The following is a 17,182-nucleotide window of genomic DNA, read 5'->3' as shown; positions in this document are numbered from 1 at the left end:
TCTTGTTTAACGGCAGTGTCATTTGAAGGAAAATAAAGAGGACCAGGAAGTTTCCCGCAGATCACGCAGATTTCCGCGAAGTTTTCTGCGATTATCTGCGAAATCTGCGGGAGAAAAAAGGATTTAATTTACGGTAAAATGCCGGGCCCGGCGATAATCAGCAGCAGCCGGAACCGGCATTTTTAGCTTAATTCCGCCTTCCTCAGCCGCAGGGAGTTGCTGATAACGCTTACGGAGCTCATTGCCATGGCGAATGCCGCGAACATCGGATTTAGCAGTCCGAGAGCCGCGACTGGGATGCCGATAGTATTATATATATACGCCCAGAAAAGATTCTGCCGTATGGTACGGATGGTTTTATCCGAGAGAACAATGGCTTTATATACACCGCCAAGGTTTCCTCCCGTCAGAGTAATATCGGCCGTTTCCATTGCGATATCCGTTCCTGTGCCGAGAGCAATGCTTACATCCGCCTGAGCAAGAGCAGGCGCATCGTTAATGCCGTCACCGGCCATCGCCACGGTTTCACCCTGTTCCTGCAGGTTTTTTATCTGAAGCGCTTTTTCTTCCGGCTTCATACCTGAAAAAAACTGCTGTATGCCGGCTTTTGCGGCGATTGCCTCTGCCGTATGCCGGTTATCCCCTGTCATCATAATCGTTTTTATGCCGCGGTGATGCAGTGAAGCAATTACTTCCGGAATATGCGGCTTCATGGTATCCGCCGCTGCAATCAATCCCGCAGACACTCCGTTTATATATACAGCAATCACGGTTTTTCCTTCCGATGACCATTGCTGTTCCAGTCCGGCGGCTTTCTCCTGAAGGGATGTCGATGGTTTTCCGGCATAAATTTCTTTACCGTTCACCATCCCGTAAACGCCCTCACCGGTTACGGAGCGGAAATTCTCCGCCGGAAGGATTGTCAGTCCTCTGCTCTGCGCGTAAGCTGTTACAGCACGGCTGAGAGGATGCTCCGAAAGATTTTCAACTGAAGCGGCAAGCCGCAGAACTTCCGTTTCCTCAAAGGAATCATGGGTATATATATCAGTTACAGACGGTTTTCCTTCGGTAACCGTTCCGGTTTTGTCAAATACCACGGCGGTTACTTTATGCGCACGCTCAAGACTTTCGGCGTTTTTGATAAGAATGCCCTGCTGCGCTCCGCGTCCGGTGCCGGCCATAATGGCGGTAGGAGTTGCCAGTCCCATAGCACAGGGGCAGGCAATAATCAGAACTGCGATAAAGTATATAAGCGCGTCACTGAAGGGTACGCCAAGAATGAAATACCAGACCATAAATGATATCAGTGCAATAGAAATCACAACCGGAACAAAAACAGCAGCAATCTTATCAGCCAGAGCCTGAATAGGTGCCTTTGAGCCCTGTGCATCTTCAACCAGTCTGATAATACGGGCAATAACCGTATCACTCCCGACTGCAGTTGCACGAAAGGTGAAACTGCCGGTGAGGTTTACCGTTCCGCCGGAGACATTTTCGCCGGGGGTTTTATCAACGGGAATACTTTCACCGGTGATCATGGATTCATCAACCGAAGCTGAACCTGATTCAATAATGCCGTCAACAGGAATCCGCTCTCCGGGACGGATACGAATTACGTCTCCGGTAACCAGCGATTTCACCGGGACCTCGCGCTCTTCACCTTCTTCAATAACTATTGCTTTATCGGGCTGAAGCCCCATCAGTTTGCGGATTGCATCTCCGGTGCGTTTCTTTGCGCGGGCTTCAAGCAGTTTACCCATCAGGATGAGCGTGATAATGACCACGGTGGTATCAAAGTAGAGATGTTCGGCATGATGCAGTCCCAGCCACTCGGGAAAAATGACGCCAACGGCGCTGTATATATACGCAGACCAGGTGCCAACGGCCACAAGGGTATTCATATCCGCTGTGAGGTGGCGCGCGGCTTTAACGGCAGCGGTTAAAAAGCGGCTGCCCGGTACCAGGATAACGTAGGTGGTGAGCAGGAGGAATATCATATTCATCTGCTCAAAACCGAGCGGTATATATTCCTGCACGCCTTCAATCATCATCCCCATGCTCAGCAGCATTACGGGAAGGGAGATTGCGGCAGAGATATAAAACTCCCGCGCGGTTTTTTTCAGATGGCTATTTTCAGCCGGGGCGTTGCCGGAGTTCTCCGCTGAGGAGCCCTCCGGTTCAGGGAGAAGGAGCTTGTATCCCGCGCCTTCAACTGCTTCAGCTATCTTTTCAGGAGAAACCATGGAAGTATCTGCCTTAAGGGTAACTTTTTCAGTGGCAAGGTTAACGGAGACGGATTCAACGCCGTCGAGTTTTTTTATTACTTTCTCAACCCGTGCAACGCAGCTCGCGCAGGTCATTCCCTCAACGGGGAAGGAAAGGGTTGTTGGGGTTTTTATTTCCGCGTTCATTTTGATTCTTCTTGCTTTACTGCTGAAACCGAGTAACCGGCCTCTTCAATTGCCTGAGTGAGCTTTTCGGCTCCGGCTTTGGTTTCATCAGCGGTGACCTTTGCCCGTCCGATAACAACCTCATTAACCGTAACGCCAACCAGCGCGCTGAGTTCTTTTTTGACAGCCATAACGCAGTGGCCGCAGGACATTCCTTCGATGGTGAATTCAAGTGTTTTCATGGTACGTAATCCTTTATTTGTGTGATACAAAATTACGCAGGGGGGAAGGGGCCGGAGTTACAGATTTTTAGGAAAGAGTTATACTTTATTATGAGGTATGATCGTGGTGCCCCCCTGCTCCGGAGCGCATTCCGGCGGATTTAAACTGTGTCGGGGTGAGCCCTGTTACCTTGCGGAACTGGGAGGAAAGATGCTGAACGCTGCTATAGCCAAGCCGCCAGGCAATTTCGCTCAGGGAAAGTTCGTTGTATTTTAGCAGTTCCTTAACTTTTTCTATTTTTTGAAGTATATAAAACTGCTCAATGGTGATATTTTCAACCGATGAAAAAAGAGTGCTTATATATACGTAGTCCTGATTTACTGCCTTTTTCAGCCGGGCAGTGAGTGACTCACGTCCTTCGGTGTGGTCTTCGTTAACCATTTGAATAATTTCGAGTTTTATCTGCTCAATAAGCCGCGCGCGTTTGTCCTCAAGCAGTTCAAAGCCGTTTTCCTCAAGCACTTTCTGCACCCGGTTCATTTCGTCAGAGGAGATGTTGCCACTCACAACCACCTCACCCAGATTTATGCTTCTGATATCAAGACCAAGCCCGGTAAACTCATCACGGATTACTTTTATGCAGCGGGGACAAACCATGTTCTTGATAAACAGATGGGTTGTTTTGGGTATATCGTTATTCTTTACTGCCGGCATAATGGCTCTTTTTTGACTAAGGCAGAGACTGCGGTTTTTGTTTCCATTCATCAGTCCATCTGGAGTATGGCGGTGTGACCGGAAAAGCGGCAATGCGTCCGCCAAAACCCATGAAGCGGAAGATGAACATTTTCAGATTTTCCACATCTGCAGAATTCATGTATGACTCATTTATTTGAACACCATACCGGTCAGCAAGAGCGGCAGTTTGTTTGTCAAGAGCGGAGTCACGTTTTTTCTTAAGAACAGCAGGAGTCAGTTTTTCTTTCACCTCATCAAATCCGGCGGGGGGAATGGTATCTGCCTGTTTATCAAGAACCTTAAATAATATATACCGTTCTTTAATGCGGAGGGGACCGTAAACATCTCCTTTATTAAGAACTTTTGCTACGTACCCGACGTCACCGAGAGACTCCGCTTCTGCCAGGTCATTAATCAGTGCATCGCCTGAGCCTTTTTTCTCCAGATTCTGAATAACAGAGACAAAATCCATCGAATTTTTTACCGCATCAAGAACAGACTGAACCACCTCAAGCGAATCGGTAATTAACTGTGCAAGCGCTACCTTTACGGATGTTTGCGGATTTGATGATATATCATGGTAATATTCCTGCACATCATCCCCGCTTATTGTGATGGAATCAGTGTAAAGTTCCCTCGCTTTCATGGCAAGATAATATTCTTTCCACATAGTAATTTCTTCATGAACCCGCGGATTTTTATCCAGACCGCGCCGGAGGCCTTCATGGTAAAGAAGATCCTGCTCAATGATGAATTTAACGCGATCCTGCATGAATGCACCGATAGTCCGGGGATCAAGTGTTGAAACGGAGAAGCGTTCAAAGAGAAACCAGGTAAGAAAATCAGAAAAGGGAACCGTTCTTTTACCGAGTGTAAGAAACGGAAGCCGGAGTGAATCAGCTCCGAAGGATTTCTCAAGTTCGTCAAGATACTCCATACCTACTGAGTAGCGGTTATCTTTCCGCTTTGATGAGTCGCGGGTCATGATATAGATAACTTTGGCATGAAGAGACCAGAAGAGATCACCATCAGACTCAACGGAGATGCCCGGGAAGAATTTTTTATAAAACGCCTGATAGACTGAATCAGTTTTAATAGAAGTGATCAGGTCTTTGGCGGTTTTCTGCATTTTTTCAGCAGTGTTTTCCGCGGATATATTATCTTTGATGCCAAGCAGCTGAAAAACAAACCATCCTTCTTTATCTTTATGAGGTTTCAGGACGTCACCCGGATTTTTCAGGGTATAAAGCTTTTCTTCCAAAGCGGCATCATTACTCCTGGTATATGCAATTTCAAAACCGTCGCTCTGAAAATCAGCTTCAGGCCTGCCGCGAAGAAGGGAGTCTATCGGCTCACCGGTGCTCAGACGATAGTAAAAGGAAATAGCCTCAACAGAATCAGATGTAAAAACAAATTTTGTTATTAACGAATAACGTATTTTGGAGAAGGTCTGCAGTATTTCAACCGGTGTTACCGTCACGTTGGAAGCGATTTCCTGCTGCCAGAGTGCGTCCCGTATATACATTCGCTCCAGCGGAAGAAAGTTCCGCCGCATGTGGGCGGCAGTATCAAGACCCATTTCGGATGCGTGGCGTGACCAGAGTTTTTCGGCGATCAGGGTATAGAGAAAATTATAACGCTCCTTTTCAGCCGTAACCCCGGGAAGACGCGTTAACTGCGGAGAAAGTTTAAAACGGTTTTCAAAATATTCCCTGGTAATGGCGCTCCCTCCGACCGTTGCGGCGGGTTCAACATTTTGTGCGAGCAGTATGTTGGCGCCAACCGCGACAAAGAAGAGAACGTTAAAAATTTTAATAAGGGACATTCATTAAGCTCAGTTTCATTAATTTCATTTCAGTACAAATTATAATGTAACCCTTGCGGGGTTACGGTATGTGTTTGTTACCGTTTTCTATAAAGATTCCATCCCCTCGGGATTGAATTTAGGCATTACTAATTCCTAACTACTAATTATCGAAGCTCGCTTGCTTTAAGCGTGAAGGTTCTTGCAACGGTGCCGTCTTTAAGAATCAGTTTCATTTCAAGAACACGGTCTTTGCGCGGACCAGTCACGGTGAAGTGACCGAAGTTGTGTTCAGCAAGGTTTTCAATTCCAAAACGGGCGGTATTGTTCTCCGGCTTTGGTTTTGATACTCCGGCGGTCAGGGATGACACGGTAAACTCATACAGAGGATATGTGCCTTCGCGCTCAAGCCGGGTTATCTCCGATGAATGTATATCACCGCTGAAGAAGATAACTCCCGGAATCTTTTCCTTTTCGATTAAACTGAGCAGTTTCTGTTTTTCCTCCGGAAAGATAGAATAGCTTTCCCATTTGGCTACAGGATTGAGTATCTGTCCTCCCGCAACAACAATCTTAAACGGTGCAAAGCTGTTTTTAAGTGCGTCAATGAGCCATTCAATCTGCTCATCGCCGAACATCTGGCGCTTTCCTGTTACGCGCTCATTCTGGCTGCGATAGTAGCGGTTGTCAAGCAGGAAGAACTCAAGATCCGCCCATTCGAAGCGGGTGGTAATACCCGGCTTGCCGTTGATACCGAATGAGGGGTTTACCCAGAAATCCTGAAACGCCTCAAGAGTTTTATCCTTGTGGGTGAAGCTGTTGTCGGCATTATTCGGGCCGAAGTCATGATCATCCCAGGTGGCGTAGTGGTGAACTGAGCCCATCAGGGGCTGTAGCTGAGGGAGCGCTCTCATGTGGGAGTATCGTTTGTATATACCGGTGCGGCTGTTCCAGTCAACTTCGCGGAGGTAGATATTGTCGCCCATCCACAGCATGAAATCCGGCTTGGTTTTGTAAAGCGCGTCAAGGATTTCATAGTCAGAGCCGTATGGTTTGCCGGGACGGTCATATACCTCCTCGTTGATATACATACAGCTTGCAATTACAAATGTGACTGGCGGCGGATCTTCACGCCACTGCCAGAGTTTCTGGGTCTGGAATGTGAGCGGATAACTGATGCTTACCTTTTTATTATTTATATACAGAGCATAGTCATATTTTTTGCCGGGCTCTACGTTATCTGCAATCAGCTTTGCGGTGAAGTGTTTATGCCGGGTAGTGGTGAACTTATCGGTGCGGAATTTCTTTCCCTGCTGGCCCTGCTCCCAGTATTCGATAAGCACATCGGCGGCCTCGGTGGTCTGCACCCAGAGTCCGACCTCACGCATTTCAGAGTAGCCGACCATGGGGCCGGATTTTAGTTTGGGCTGAGCAAATGCCGCCGCAGTTAATAGTATTACTAAGAGAAAAATGTAGCGTTTCAAAGTTGATCCAAAATTTTAATTAGTAGTTATTAGTTAGCAATTAGTAATAAAGATAGTTTAGAGTCTTATCTTATGTATAGCAGAAGAACCTCATCCCCAGCCCTTCTCCTTGGAAAGGAGAAGGGGGCCGAAAAATTTTGGTTATACCGGTTTAATATATTCGTCAAAGAACCTCATCCCCAACTCTTCTTCCTTGAAAGGAGAAGGGGGTTGGAAAATTTCTGTTAACACGGCTTTTGTATATTCTGCAAATAACCTCATTCCTAACCCTTCTTCTTAGAAAGGAGAAGGGAGTTGGAAATTTGTTTTAACACGGTTTTATTATATTCTGCAAATAACCTCATCCCCAACCCTTCTCCTTGGAAAGGAGAAGGGGGCCGGAAATTAATTTGAATTTTCTTTACGTCTTTGCGCGAGATTGCCTAGTTAAAGCCAAGGACAACAAAGACGCATTGAACACCGCAGACTTTTGGGCTGAAGCCGGTGGATATTAAAAAAATTCATACTTCATAATTCATATTTCATACTTCATCGGAGGTAAAGCATTTTATTTGCCAGCACCACGTTTTCAAAACGGAGTGAGTAAATATACACTCCGGAGGCAAAGTTTTTTGCGTTAAAAGGAATCCGGTAAGTACCGGCATCTTTTACTTCGTTAACCAGAACAGCAATCTGTTCACCCAGAACTGAATAAACAGTAAGTACAGCCCTGCCTGATTTTGGCAGTGTGAAACTGATAGTGGTCTCCGGATTAAACGGATTCGGGTAGTTCTGGCTGAGTACCGGTGACTCTGGTATATATGGATTGGCAACCCCGCCTGCTACCACAGAAGCCGGAGAAGCGGTAAAGGTAAATTTATCATTGGGTGTAACCGGGCGTTTTGTTAAGACAAATACAGTATCGCCGGTTGTTGGCAGAACTACATTACCCGCCGGAGCTGATGATGCAATCTGCGCGTGGGTGTTAAATGCTGTTACCTGATATGGGGGCGGTGTTATGAAAATAATTTCCTCGCCAAGGTTCCATTTTTTATTCTTGGATGTGTTTGGTTCACGAACCAGCATGGTCAGGCGGTTTCCGGTCATCAGATTGACTGCATAAAAAGGAGTAACAATCTCTCTGACGCCATTAAGCCCGAGTGCGGTATCAAGGGGAACAGCATAGGAACCGTTAGCAAGAGTATCGGTTACACCCCAGACCACAGCCACATCAATCGGGGCAAGCATACGGCTGCCGGCAGCAGGGAGTCCTGCTGTGAACGATACGGTAGAACCGGAATTATTGCGAAAGTAAGAACCCTGCACATCGAGGGAAAGACGGTACACCGGATTAAACTCAACGGCTATTCCGTCAAAGACCGGAGTAGTATATACGATATTTGCTCCCCGGTTGAGAGGAAAGTTCTGCAGTTTGGTCTGCGATGTGTTCAGATCCTTAATAGTAGCATACAGGGAATCTTTATTAATAGTTGTATCAAACGATACTTCATAGGTATGGCCGGTCATTTGCGCGGAACTGACTGCTTGCACAAGAAACGATCCGGTGGTTGTTCCCGATGTATGCAGATATCCGGTTGGGTTAACCACGCCTTCCGGCTGCGGAGGGGTAAATCTGCGCGCAATGATATCATATCCGGATGCATTGCTATATGAGCTCCAGACAGCGATTATTTCACCGGCGGAGCTCACCTGAAAATCGGGCTCCCACTGGAATGATTCCGTTGTCAGGTTAACCGGGGCTTCGAGCGTGTAGCGGTTTTCCTGTTCATCTATAAAAGTAGTATATACACCCTCGCGGTTACCGTCCTGTTTCCAGCTTGACCAGATAACGGCGAATTTCTCTCCGCTTATTTTTCTGATCTTCGGGAGCCACTGGTAATAAGCAGTACTTTTATTAATGCGGAATTCACCGCCCCGTTTTGTGCCGTCAGAATTAAAGCGCTGATAATAGATACCTCCGTCATCGCCGTCCTGTTCCCAGCTGCACCAGACTGCCGCAAATGAGCCGTCATCCAGCACGGTAAGATCGCCAAACCACTGATAGTCAGTAGTGTAGGTGTTAAGCATGAATTCACTGCCGGGATTCGAACCATCGGCTGAAAAAATCCGTCCGTATATATCATATCCCGCCGGTGACGGGGGCGCGGGACGGAAAGACTCCCAGATGAAAAGAATCCTGCCGTCAGCAAGATAGCGGACTGCAGGACGAGCCTGGCTGTATGCAGCAGCAGCGTTTACCTGGAATTCTGATCCGGACTTAACGGCACTGGTTCCGTTAATCTGAAATCGCTGGGCGAAGATACCGCGGTCACCGCCATCCTGATACCAGCTGTCCCAGGCAACGGTAAAGCCGGAACCATCATTGGCAAAAGCCGCGGAGGGATTAGTCTGCGTATGAAGAGTAGTTGTATTAATAAGAAATTCATCTCCCGCGGGGAGGTTATTCACATAAAGACGCCCGTATATATCATAACTGTTCGCGGTGCCGGTATACGAACTCCAGACCACAACAGCGGTACCGGAAGCGTTCATTGCGATAACGGGTTTCTCCTGCTCACCGGGGAGTGTGGTGTTCACCCGCTGTTCAGCTCCGGATTTCTGATCCGCGGAAGTAAAGAATTGAATATATATGTCACTTTTGCCGGTGAAGGTCGCGCCGGCTTCTGATTTCCAGACAACGGCATAATTTCCTGATCCATCCGCGGCAATTGCGGGCTGGCGCTGTGTGCTGTCCGTGGTGGTGTTAACGCGGAACTCCTGCTGGGCAAAAAGGGATACGGTAATGAGTAAGAAGATCATCTGCTTCATTTCATCCTCCTCACTTCATCTGAAAGTCTAAAAGGGGAAGGGTGCTTGCTCCCGGTGCGGAGTAATGCCACCATTCAGCCATATATAAGGTAAAGCCTCCCACGTTAACCATCATATCACGCAGAAGCTGACGGTTGGCGATAACGTTAGCGGGAAGGTTCATATATCCGTGATCTGCCTCAGGTCCGAACCAGTCAAACTCCGTCGGCATCTGAAGCTCATTACCGGTTGCCATATCCACAAGAGATAAATCCACCGCTCCGCCGCGGTTATGCACTGAACCGCTGGCCGGGTCTGCGACAAAAATGGGATTGGGGAAAATCTCAAACATCAGATACTGTACCGAGCGGGGGCGGTAGCCGTCGAATATTTTAAGACCAAGCCCGGCGGGATAGTTTGTACCGTTAAACGAAGTGATATTTTTCAGGCTGTCGTGAACTAATTTCAGACGAGTTACAGCGCCAAGCGAAAGATACGCTTCGTTTGTTGTATATAATTTCTGCGCGGTAAAGTTGTTTACCGTGGCGTATCGTATATCAAAGACAATATCGGGGATAAGGTCTTTGACGGGAACAATTTCATCCTGCGCCGACTGTGCGGCGGCGGAGAATGTTAACATCATACAAATGACGAGCAGTTTCATGATTACACCTTTATATCAAAGACGGAGATCAGCAGAACATTTTTCCGTTGAAGGACGTGAAAAAAAGAACGCAAGAAGAATAACACCTGCAACAATAAAACTGAGTAAATCCTTTGTCAGAAAGAAAACCACAAGAGAAAACAGCGCGGCGCTTTCCAGCATGGCATACTGCACCAGACTGAAGGTGCGGTACTTCATCATCTTTTCCTGAATCGAAATCTCAGAAGGAATGGAGGAAATGAGTTTTTTATATACCAGGTTGCCTGCAATAATCATCATCAGCCCGTAAACCGGAACCAGAATCTGAAAAACAGGGAATGATTGAGGAACAGGGGGCGGCCCCTCGCGGAAAACATCAACAAGCGTTATAATCAGGGCGAAAATAAATATTCCCCCCATCATGGCTACGTGGATGATACCGAGCATCTTTAATTCTTTTTCAATCAGGGGGCGTTCTTCTGGCAGCATAGATTTGGCGGCTCCTTTTTTTGTCTGCGGATGTTAAACAGTTCTTTAAGAATCGGATTTCTAAAGAATAAAATTAAGGAAAATCCGGCAGGGGGGGAAATAAAAGGGGGAGAAGGAGGAGTATTTTCTTAATTCTCCTTATTTTTGACCCATGTAACAAAAGGCATATCCATGATCCGGAAAATTTACCTCATCCTGCTCGCACTGATGCTCCCCCTCCAGGCACAGCAGTATCAGCTCATATCAGTATCACTGACTTCTCATGAAGATTTACGCAAAATTGCCGCCCTTGGCATAGAAACAGAGCACACTCATATTGATAAAGAATCTCTCTCGGCAGAGCTGTTTGTCAGCATGGACGAAGCGGAACTGCTCAGCCAAAACGGTATTGGCTATTCGGTGCTGATTCCGGATTGGAAGCAGTACTACGATGCCCGTCCGGCGATGACTGAGGCGGAAAAAGCAGAACAGCTTGCCCAAAGCCGGAATGCTTTCGGAGTCACCGGGTTCGGATATGGCAGCATGGGGGGCTATTATACCTTTGCAGAGGTGGTTTCCCAGTTAGATACGCTGTTTGCACAGTTCCCCAATCTGATTACCCAGAAATTTTCGATCGGAACCTCGGTAGAGGGGCGGACGATCTGGGCGGTAAAGATTTCCGACAACCCGAATCTTGAAGAACCGGAGCCAAGGGTGCTCTATGATGCACTCATTCACGCACGGGAACCCCAGGCAATGGCCACCGTTATCTATTATATGTATTATCTGCTGGAGAACTATAACACTAATCCGGAGGTGAAATATCTGGTGGATAACCGGGAGATGTATTTTGTGCCGGTGGTTAATCCGGACGGTTACGAATGGAACCGGATAAATTCGCCAAACGGAGGAGGGATGTGGCGCAAGAACCGTTACGCTCAGGGTAGTACGGTTTACGGAGTTGACCTGAACCGCAATTATGGTTATATGTGGGCTTATGATAATATCGGTTCAAGCGGTACCCCGTCGTCAGAAACCTACCGCGGACCCTCGGCGTTTTCCGAACCGGAAACAAGGGTGATACGCGACCTTGCAATTGCAAAAGGGTTTAAGTCTTATATTAACTATCACTCATATAACAACTCAATTATATATCCGTGGGGATATACGAACGCGCTTACGCCGGACTCAAATCAGTACCGCGATTTCGCCGCTTCCATGGCGCAGCACAACGGATATACCTACGGCACCAGTTATCAGACTCTTGCGTATAATTCAAACGGCACCGGGCGCGACTGGATGTACGGAGAGCAGACACAAAAACCAAAAGTGTTTGGTTTTGTGTTTGAGGTCGGCGGTGACGGAGACGGATTCTGGCCATCCCAGAGCAGAATTATTCCTCTTGCCCAGCAGAACATACGGCCTAATTTGTATCTTGCATGGATAGCAGGCGGATATCCGCAGCTTTCAAATTATTACTTTACACCGCAGTATCTGAATCCCGGCTCCGGCGTTGAACTGACCGGAACGATAAAGAATACCGGACTTTCTGAACTCACACAGTCGTGGGGCTACTATTATCATAGTAATGATCCGAACATTTCTGTGAGCGGCATACCAACCTTTATGTCTGCAATTCCCCCAGGAGGTACTGCCGAAACGGGAGTTGGAATAACTGTGCTGCCGACAGCGCCGGTTGACTACAGGGGTAAAATCTATTTGGATTTGTTTATGGGGCAGGGAGCGGGCACATATACGATAAAAGATTCCGCATCATTCAGAATAGGAACACCGGTGTTTGTATATAACGATACCACGAATAATCCGGCACAGTTATGGACCATTACTGCCACACCGGGCACCTCGCCGAAGTGGGAAGCGACCACCTCGCTGTTTTATTCTGCTCCCAATTCCTACACCGACAGCCGCACAGGCAGTTATGCAAACAGCGCAACGGTTACGCTGCAGTCATCCGCACCAGTTTCTCTTGAGGGGATATCTTACCCTGTGTTAACATTTAAAACACGTTATGATATAGAAACCAGATGGGATTGTGCCATTGTGCAGGTCAGCACAAATAACGGCAGTACCTGGACCGCACTCACAGGTAAATATACAAAACCGGCATCAGGAAGCGGAACACAGATTCCGGCAGGTACTCCCATCTATGACGGAACAGCATCTTCATGGCTTGATGAGGAGATGAGTTTGCAGCAGTTTGCTAATCAGAATATCCTTATCAGATTTCAGTTGAAAACTGACGCTTCTCAGGTGCGTGACGGCTGGTATCTTGATGATATTGGTATATACTACTACGGAATAGTTCCGGTTGAACTTACTTCATTTACTGCGGTAAACAACGGCGGCAACGCACTGCTGAGATGGACAACCGCAACCGAACAAAATAACGCCGGATTTGCAGTAGAACGCTCGTCAGACGGAATTGCCTGGGAACAGGCAGGTTATATACGCGGTGCGGGAACAACCACGGAACAAAAGGAATATCAGTTCACAGAACCTGTTGCCGGCGGAACGATACATTACCGCTTAAAACAGATTGACTATAACGGCCCCTTCTCATATTACGGACCTGTTACCCTGAGTGCATCCGCACCGGAGAAGTTTGAGCTTCTTGGTAACTATCCCAATCCGTTTAATCCGGAAACATCCATCCGGTTCAGTCTGCCGGAAGCAGGCAGTGTATCGCTGATTGTCTATGATGTGAACGGGAACGAGATTAAAAAACTGATTGAAGGCAAAATGGAAGCAGGTTATCACTCGGTGCCGTTTAACTCCGGCGGACTGGCTTCAGGCGTGTATATATATAAATTAACCTCAGGCAGCTCGCTTGCCGTTAAAAAAATGATTCTGATGAGATAACGAACGTAGATAAACAGATTACAAAAAGAAGGCAAAAGGTATGAGAAATGTATTACTGCGGATTCTTCCGCTCATCCTGGCTGCAGCGTTCCTGCAGCCGGTGGCTCAGGAAAGCAATACACGAAGGAATGTTTCAGAGGGGAGTATTCCCGCTCTTGCGAACAGCGTTGTGACAGGGGGTGTTACTCATACCAAAGCCCGATTCTGGGCACGGCTTACCGAACCGGGAGATTTTTATATTGAACTTTCGACTGACCCTGCTTTCACTTCTGTCCTGACAACCAACACGGTTTCCGTCAATAGTTTAAGATATATGCGCGGCATCGTTGAGATAGAGGGACTTCAGCCCGATACCAGATATTACTACCGGGTTAAAATTATCAATGGTGCGCCTGACAACGTGCAGCGGAGTTTTTCAACCTTCCCCGTTCCCGGCACGAGTCAGAACTTCACCTTCGCTTTCGGTTCCTGCCTTAACAGCGGCAACTTTCTTCCTTCAGGCACACCGCCCGGTACTATTTTCAGGCAGATAGTTCAGCATAATCCCCGGTTCTTTTTACAGTTAGGTGATTTTGGATATCCGGACACCACGGATAATCTCCCTTTTAACCCCAATTTCTTTGCGGGAAATATGCAATTAGTGCAGGGGGCATACCATGTGAAGTATGACAAAAACTATCTGATGGATACACTCATTAGCATGATGCCGGTTGATTATATATATGACGATCATGATTTCATGAATGACAACTCCGGGGCATTGACTTCAAGTTTTTTTATTCCATGGAAACCGAATCCGCTCAGCAATGATTTTTATAAATTTGAATTTACCAATCCTGCCGGAGCACGCACCAACAGTATAACCGGATATAAGGAGAATATGCCGGGATATCCTCTTGTGAATGAGTCGCGCGGTATCTATCATAAATTCACCTACGGCAATGTTGAGATTTTTGCACTTGATTTGCGGGCACAGCGCTCGTCCAATCTGAATTCCATAAACAAAAATACAACAACAGGTTTGTGGGAGTTTACTCCTCCCGCGGGACATTCAATACTTGGCAGGGATAATGCACCTGGCACCGGGGAGTCGCAGCTGACCTGGTTTTTGAACGGGCTTCTGAACAGCACGGCTAAATGGAAATTTATATTGAGTTCGGTTCCGTTTAATAAAGGTCAGTTACAGGGAATACAAATGGGTATAACACTGCAGGATTCCATCCTCGGGTTGCAGGAACTTCCGCCGGGGACTCGCGGTATTTTTGCGGCGATGGAGCTTGCTGATAAATGGGTTGGCTTTCCGGAAGATTTGGATACGGTGCTGAATTTTGTAAATAACAATCAGATTAAAAATGTGATTGTGCTTAGCGGAGACTCCCACACCGCGGCTATTGATGACGGCACTAATGCCGGTTTTCCGGAGATAATGGCAGGGGGGCTGGATATAACAAACTCCAAGCTGGTAGCTCTGCTTTCAGCTTTCGGAGTACATATATGGAATAAGGGCGGGCAGGGAATTACCACGCAGGTATTTAATAATGCATTCGGCAAGGTTGAGGTTTTTGGCGGCGATTCAGTACGGCTTAGTCTGGTTGACGAAACAGGTATTGTTTTTGCAACACATACTGTCACAAATTCAGAACCGATACCGGTTGAACTTACTTCATTTACCGGCAGCATAAACGGAGGAAAGGCAGTGCTTCGCTGGTCAACAGCAACGGAGCAGAATAATGCCGGATTTGCCGTAGAGCGTTCAACAGATGGAACTGCCTGGGAGCAGACCGGATATATACGAGGTGCGGGAACAACTACCGAATCCAGAGAATATCAGTATACTGAAATGGCGGTCTCCGGCACAATGAGGTACCGCTTAAAACAGATTGATTTTGACGGTTCCTACTCATACTACGGGCCGGTTGTGCTTAACAATGCCGCGCCTGAGAAGTTTGAACTTCTCGGTAATTATCCAAACCCGTTTAATCCTTCAACGGTTATCCGTTTTGCGCTTCCGCTGAGCGGTGAGGTTTCGGCGGCTGTGTATGATATCAGCGGAAGGAAAGTGAGGGAACTTGTTTCAGGAGTAATGGAGGCCGGCTACCATTCGGTTCCGTTTGATGCAGGCGAACTTTCATCCGGAGTATATATGTATCAGATTGCCGCCAGGGGTAAAACCCTGACCGGCAAGATGATACTGATGAAGTAATGTTATTTGTAAATAAAATAAGGAGATGAACAGTGAAACGGATATTATTATATATAGTTCTTCTGTCAGCAATGCTTTCCGCGCAGGAGACGCGCCTTGACGGCATGTGGCAGGGGGTGCTTGATGTGGGTGCGGCAAAACTTCGTATTGTTTTCCACTTTAAAACATCGGATGACGGAATGATTACCACCACCATGGATAGTCCCGACCAGGGAGCCATGGGAATACCAACCACCAAAACAACATTCGAAAACAATAAACTGCGTGTTGAACTTAAAGCGCTGGCGGCAGAGTTTAACGGGACATACGACCCAAAAGACGGAACCATTTTTGGCAACTGGTCACAAGGGGGAATGGACTTTCCGCTGCTGATAAGCCGGATTGATAAAGTGGAAATGCCGAAACGGCCTCAGACCCCGCAGCCCCCATTCCCGTATATACAGGAGGATGTAACGTTTGAAAATCCCGATGCTGGCATAACACTGGCCGGTACGTTAACCATACCGGAAGGCAAAGGACCATTCCCGGCAGTGATATTGGTAAGCGGTTCGGGCGGTCAGGACAGAGATGAGTCTCTGCTGGGGCATAAACCATTTTTGATCATTGCGGATTACCTGAGCCGTAATGGCATTGCTGTTTTGCGGTATGATGACAGGGGTATTGCAAAATCAGGCGGTGACCACAGCACAGCCACGTCATTGGATTTTGCCACCGATGCTGAGTCGGCTCTGCGCTATCTTGAATCCCGGAAGGAAGTAAACAAAAACAAAACCGGATTGGTTGGTCACAGTGAAGGAGGACTGATCGGGGCGATAGTAGGCGCGCGCTCAGAAGAAATGGATTTTCTTGTTACACTGGCCGGGCCAGGAATGAATGGCCGGGATATTATTCTATTGCAGAGTGAACTTATTTCCCGCGCCAATGGTGTCTCAGAAGATGAAATTAAAAAAGAACTTGAGATGAACCGGAAACTCTTTGAGGCAGTCTCCGGCACAAAGGACACAACTGAAGCAGAGCAAAAACTGCGCAAAGTATTTGATGAATATCTGGCAACATTAAGCGAAGAGGAAAGAAAAAAGCCAGAATTCAGCGAACAGATGATTGAGCAGCAGATACGGATATTGAGGACGGACTGGTTCCGTTTTTTCCTGGTTTATAACCCTGCTGATGATTTTGCAAAGATAACTAAACCGGTTCTGGCGCTGAACGGTGAATTGGATTTGCAGGTGCCGCCAAAGGAAAATCTTTCAGCAATAGAAGCCGCGTTAACAAAAGCAGGAAATAAAAATTTCAAAGTGATGGAATTCAAAGGGCTGAATCATTTATTCCAGACAGCCAAAACCGGCGCACCGTCTGAGTACGCAGTAATTGAGGAAACATTTTCAGAGGAGGCATTGCAAATAATGAGAGATTGGATATTAAAACGATAACGATTTTTATGGTGGGGATATCCACAGAGACAGGGCATGCGTAGAGACAGGGCATGCGTAGAGACAGGGCATGCGTAGAGACAGGGCATGCGTTGAGACGGGGCATGCGTTGAGACAGGGCATGCGTTGAGACAGG

At 47.2% G+C, this 17,182-nt stretch carries 11 protein-coding genes; 3 read left to right on the top strand and 8 right to left on the bottom strand.

Going from position 1 to position 17,182, the window contains the following annotated elements; translation table 11 throughout:
* Nucleotides 1-182: 182 nt before the first annotated feature.
* The 8 genes from cadA to HRU80_01950 form a co-directional block, all read right to left on the bottom strand.
* The gene (cadA, locus tag HRU80_01985; GenBank protein QOJ27698.1) at nucleotides 183-2,411 is read right to left on the bottom strand and encodes a cadmium-translocating P-type ATPase; all 2,229 of its coding nucleotides are present in this window, start codon (nucleotides 2,409-2,411) and stop codon (nucleotides 183-185) included.
* A complete protein-coding gene (locus HRU80_01980; GenBank protein ID QOJ27697.1) occupies nucleotides 2,408-2,632 on the bottom strand; it encodes a heavy-metal-associated domain-containing protein in 225 nt (74 codons plus the stop codon). Before HRU80_01980 ends, cadA begins: the two co-directional genes overlap by 4 nt.
* Nucleotides 2,633-2,720: 88 nt before the next feature.
* Nucleotides 2,721-3,326, bottom strand: coding sequence for a helix-turn-helix transcriptional regulator (locus tag HRU80_01975; GenBank protein ID QOJ30429.1), 606 nt, complete (start codon nucleotides 3,324-3,326; stop codon nucleotides 2,721-2,723).
* A 16-nt stretch (nucleotides 3,327-3,342) separates the two neighbouring features.
* The gene (locus tag HRU80_01970) at nucleotides 3,343-5,172 is read right to left on the bottom strand and encodes a hypothetical protein (GenBank protein QOJ27696.1); all 1,830 of its coding nucleotides are present in this window, start codon (nucleotides 5,170-5,172) and stop codon (nucleotides 3,343-3,345) included.
* A gap of 146 nt (nucleotides 5,173-5,318) precedes the next feature.
* Nucleotides 5,319-6,557 carry an alkaline phosphatase family protein gene (locus HRU80_01965; GenBank protein ID QOJ30428.1) on the bottom strand — a complete coding sequence of 413 codons (1,239 nt, stop codon included), beginning with the start codon at nucleotides 6,555-6,557 and terminating at the stop codon, nucleotides 5,319-5,321.
* 606 nt (nucleotides 6,558-7,163) lie between these two features.
* On the bottom strand, nucleotides 7,164-9,443 hold the full coding sequence (locus HRU80_01960; protein ID QOJ27695.1) for a T9SS type A sorting domain-containing protein: 2,280 nt from the start codon (nucleotides 9,441-9,443) through the stop codon (nucleotides 7,164-7,166).
* 10 nt (nucleotides 9,444-9,453) lie between these two features.
* Nucleotides 9,454-10,086 (bottom strand): M15 family metallopeptidase, encoded by a 633-nt coding sequence (locus HRU80_01955; protein ID QOJ27694.1) that lies wholly within the window; start codon nucleotides 10,084-10,086, stop codon nucleotides 9,454-9,456.
* Between the two features lie 15 nt (nucleotides 10,087-10,101).
* Nucleotides 10,102-10,554, bottom strand: a complete 453-nt coding sequence (locus HRU80_01950; protein QOJ27693.1) for a hypothetical protein — start codon at nucleotides 10,552-10,554, stop codon at nucleotides 10,102-10,104.
* Nucleotides 10,555-10,725: 171 nt separating this feature from the next.
* On the opposite strand from HRU80_01950, the gene HRU80_01945 reads away from it, so the two are divergent.
* Genes HRU80_01945 through HRU80_01935 form a run of 3 tightly spaced genes read left to right on the top strand, consistent with a single transcriptional unit; the run spans nucleotide 10,726 to nucleotide 17,046 of the window.
* Entirely contained in the window at nucleotides 10,726-13,413 is a 2,688-nt protein-coding gene (locus tag HRU80_01945) for an immune inhibitor A (GenBank protein QOJ27692.1), read from the top strand.
* Nucleotides 13,414-13,453: 40 nt separating this feature from the next.
* Nucleotides 13,454-15,616 carry an alkaline phosphatase D family protein gene (locus HRU80_01940; protein ID QOJ27691.1) on the top strand — a complete coding sequence of 721 codons (2,163 nt, stop codon included), beginning with the start codon at nucleotides 13,454-13,456 and terminating at the stop codon, nucleotides 15,614-15,616.
* A gap of 32 nt (nucleotides 15,617-15,648) precedes the next feature.
* Entirely contained in the window at nucleotides 15,649-17,046 is a 1,398-nt protein-coding gene (locus HRU80_01935; protein QOJ27690.1) for an alpha/beta fold hydrolase, read from the top strand.
* The last annotated feature ends 136 nt before the right edge of the window (nucleotides 17,047-17,182 follow it).

The sequence above is a fragment of the Ignavibacteriales bacterium genome (assembly GCA_015709675.1).
Taxonomy (GTDB): domain Bacteria; phylum Bacteroidota; class Ignavibacteria; order Ignavibacteriales; family Ignavibacteriaceae; genus H2-BAC3.
Note: the sequence above shows the minus strand (reverse complement) of the source record. Positions and strands in the feature narration are given on the sequence as shown.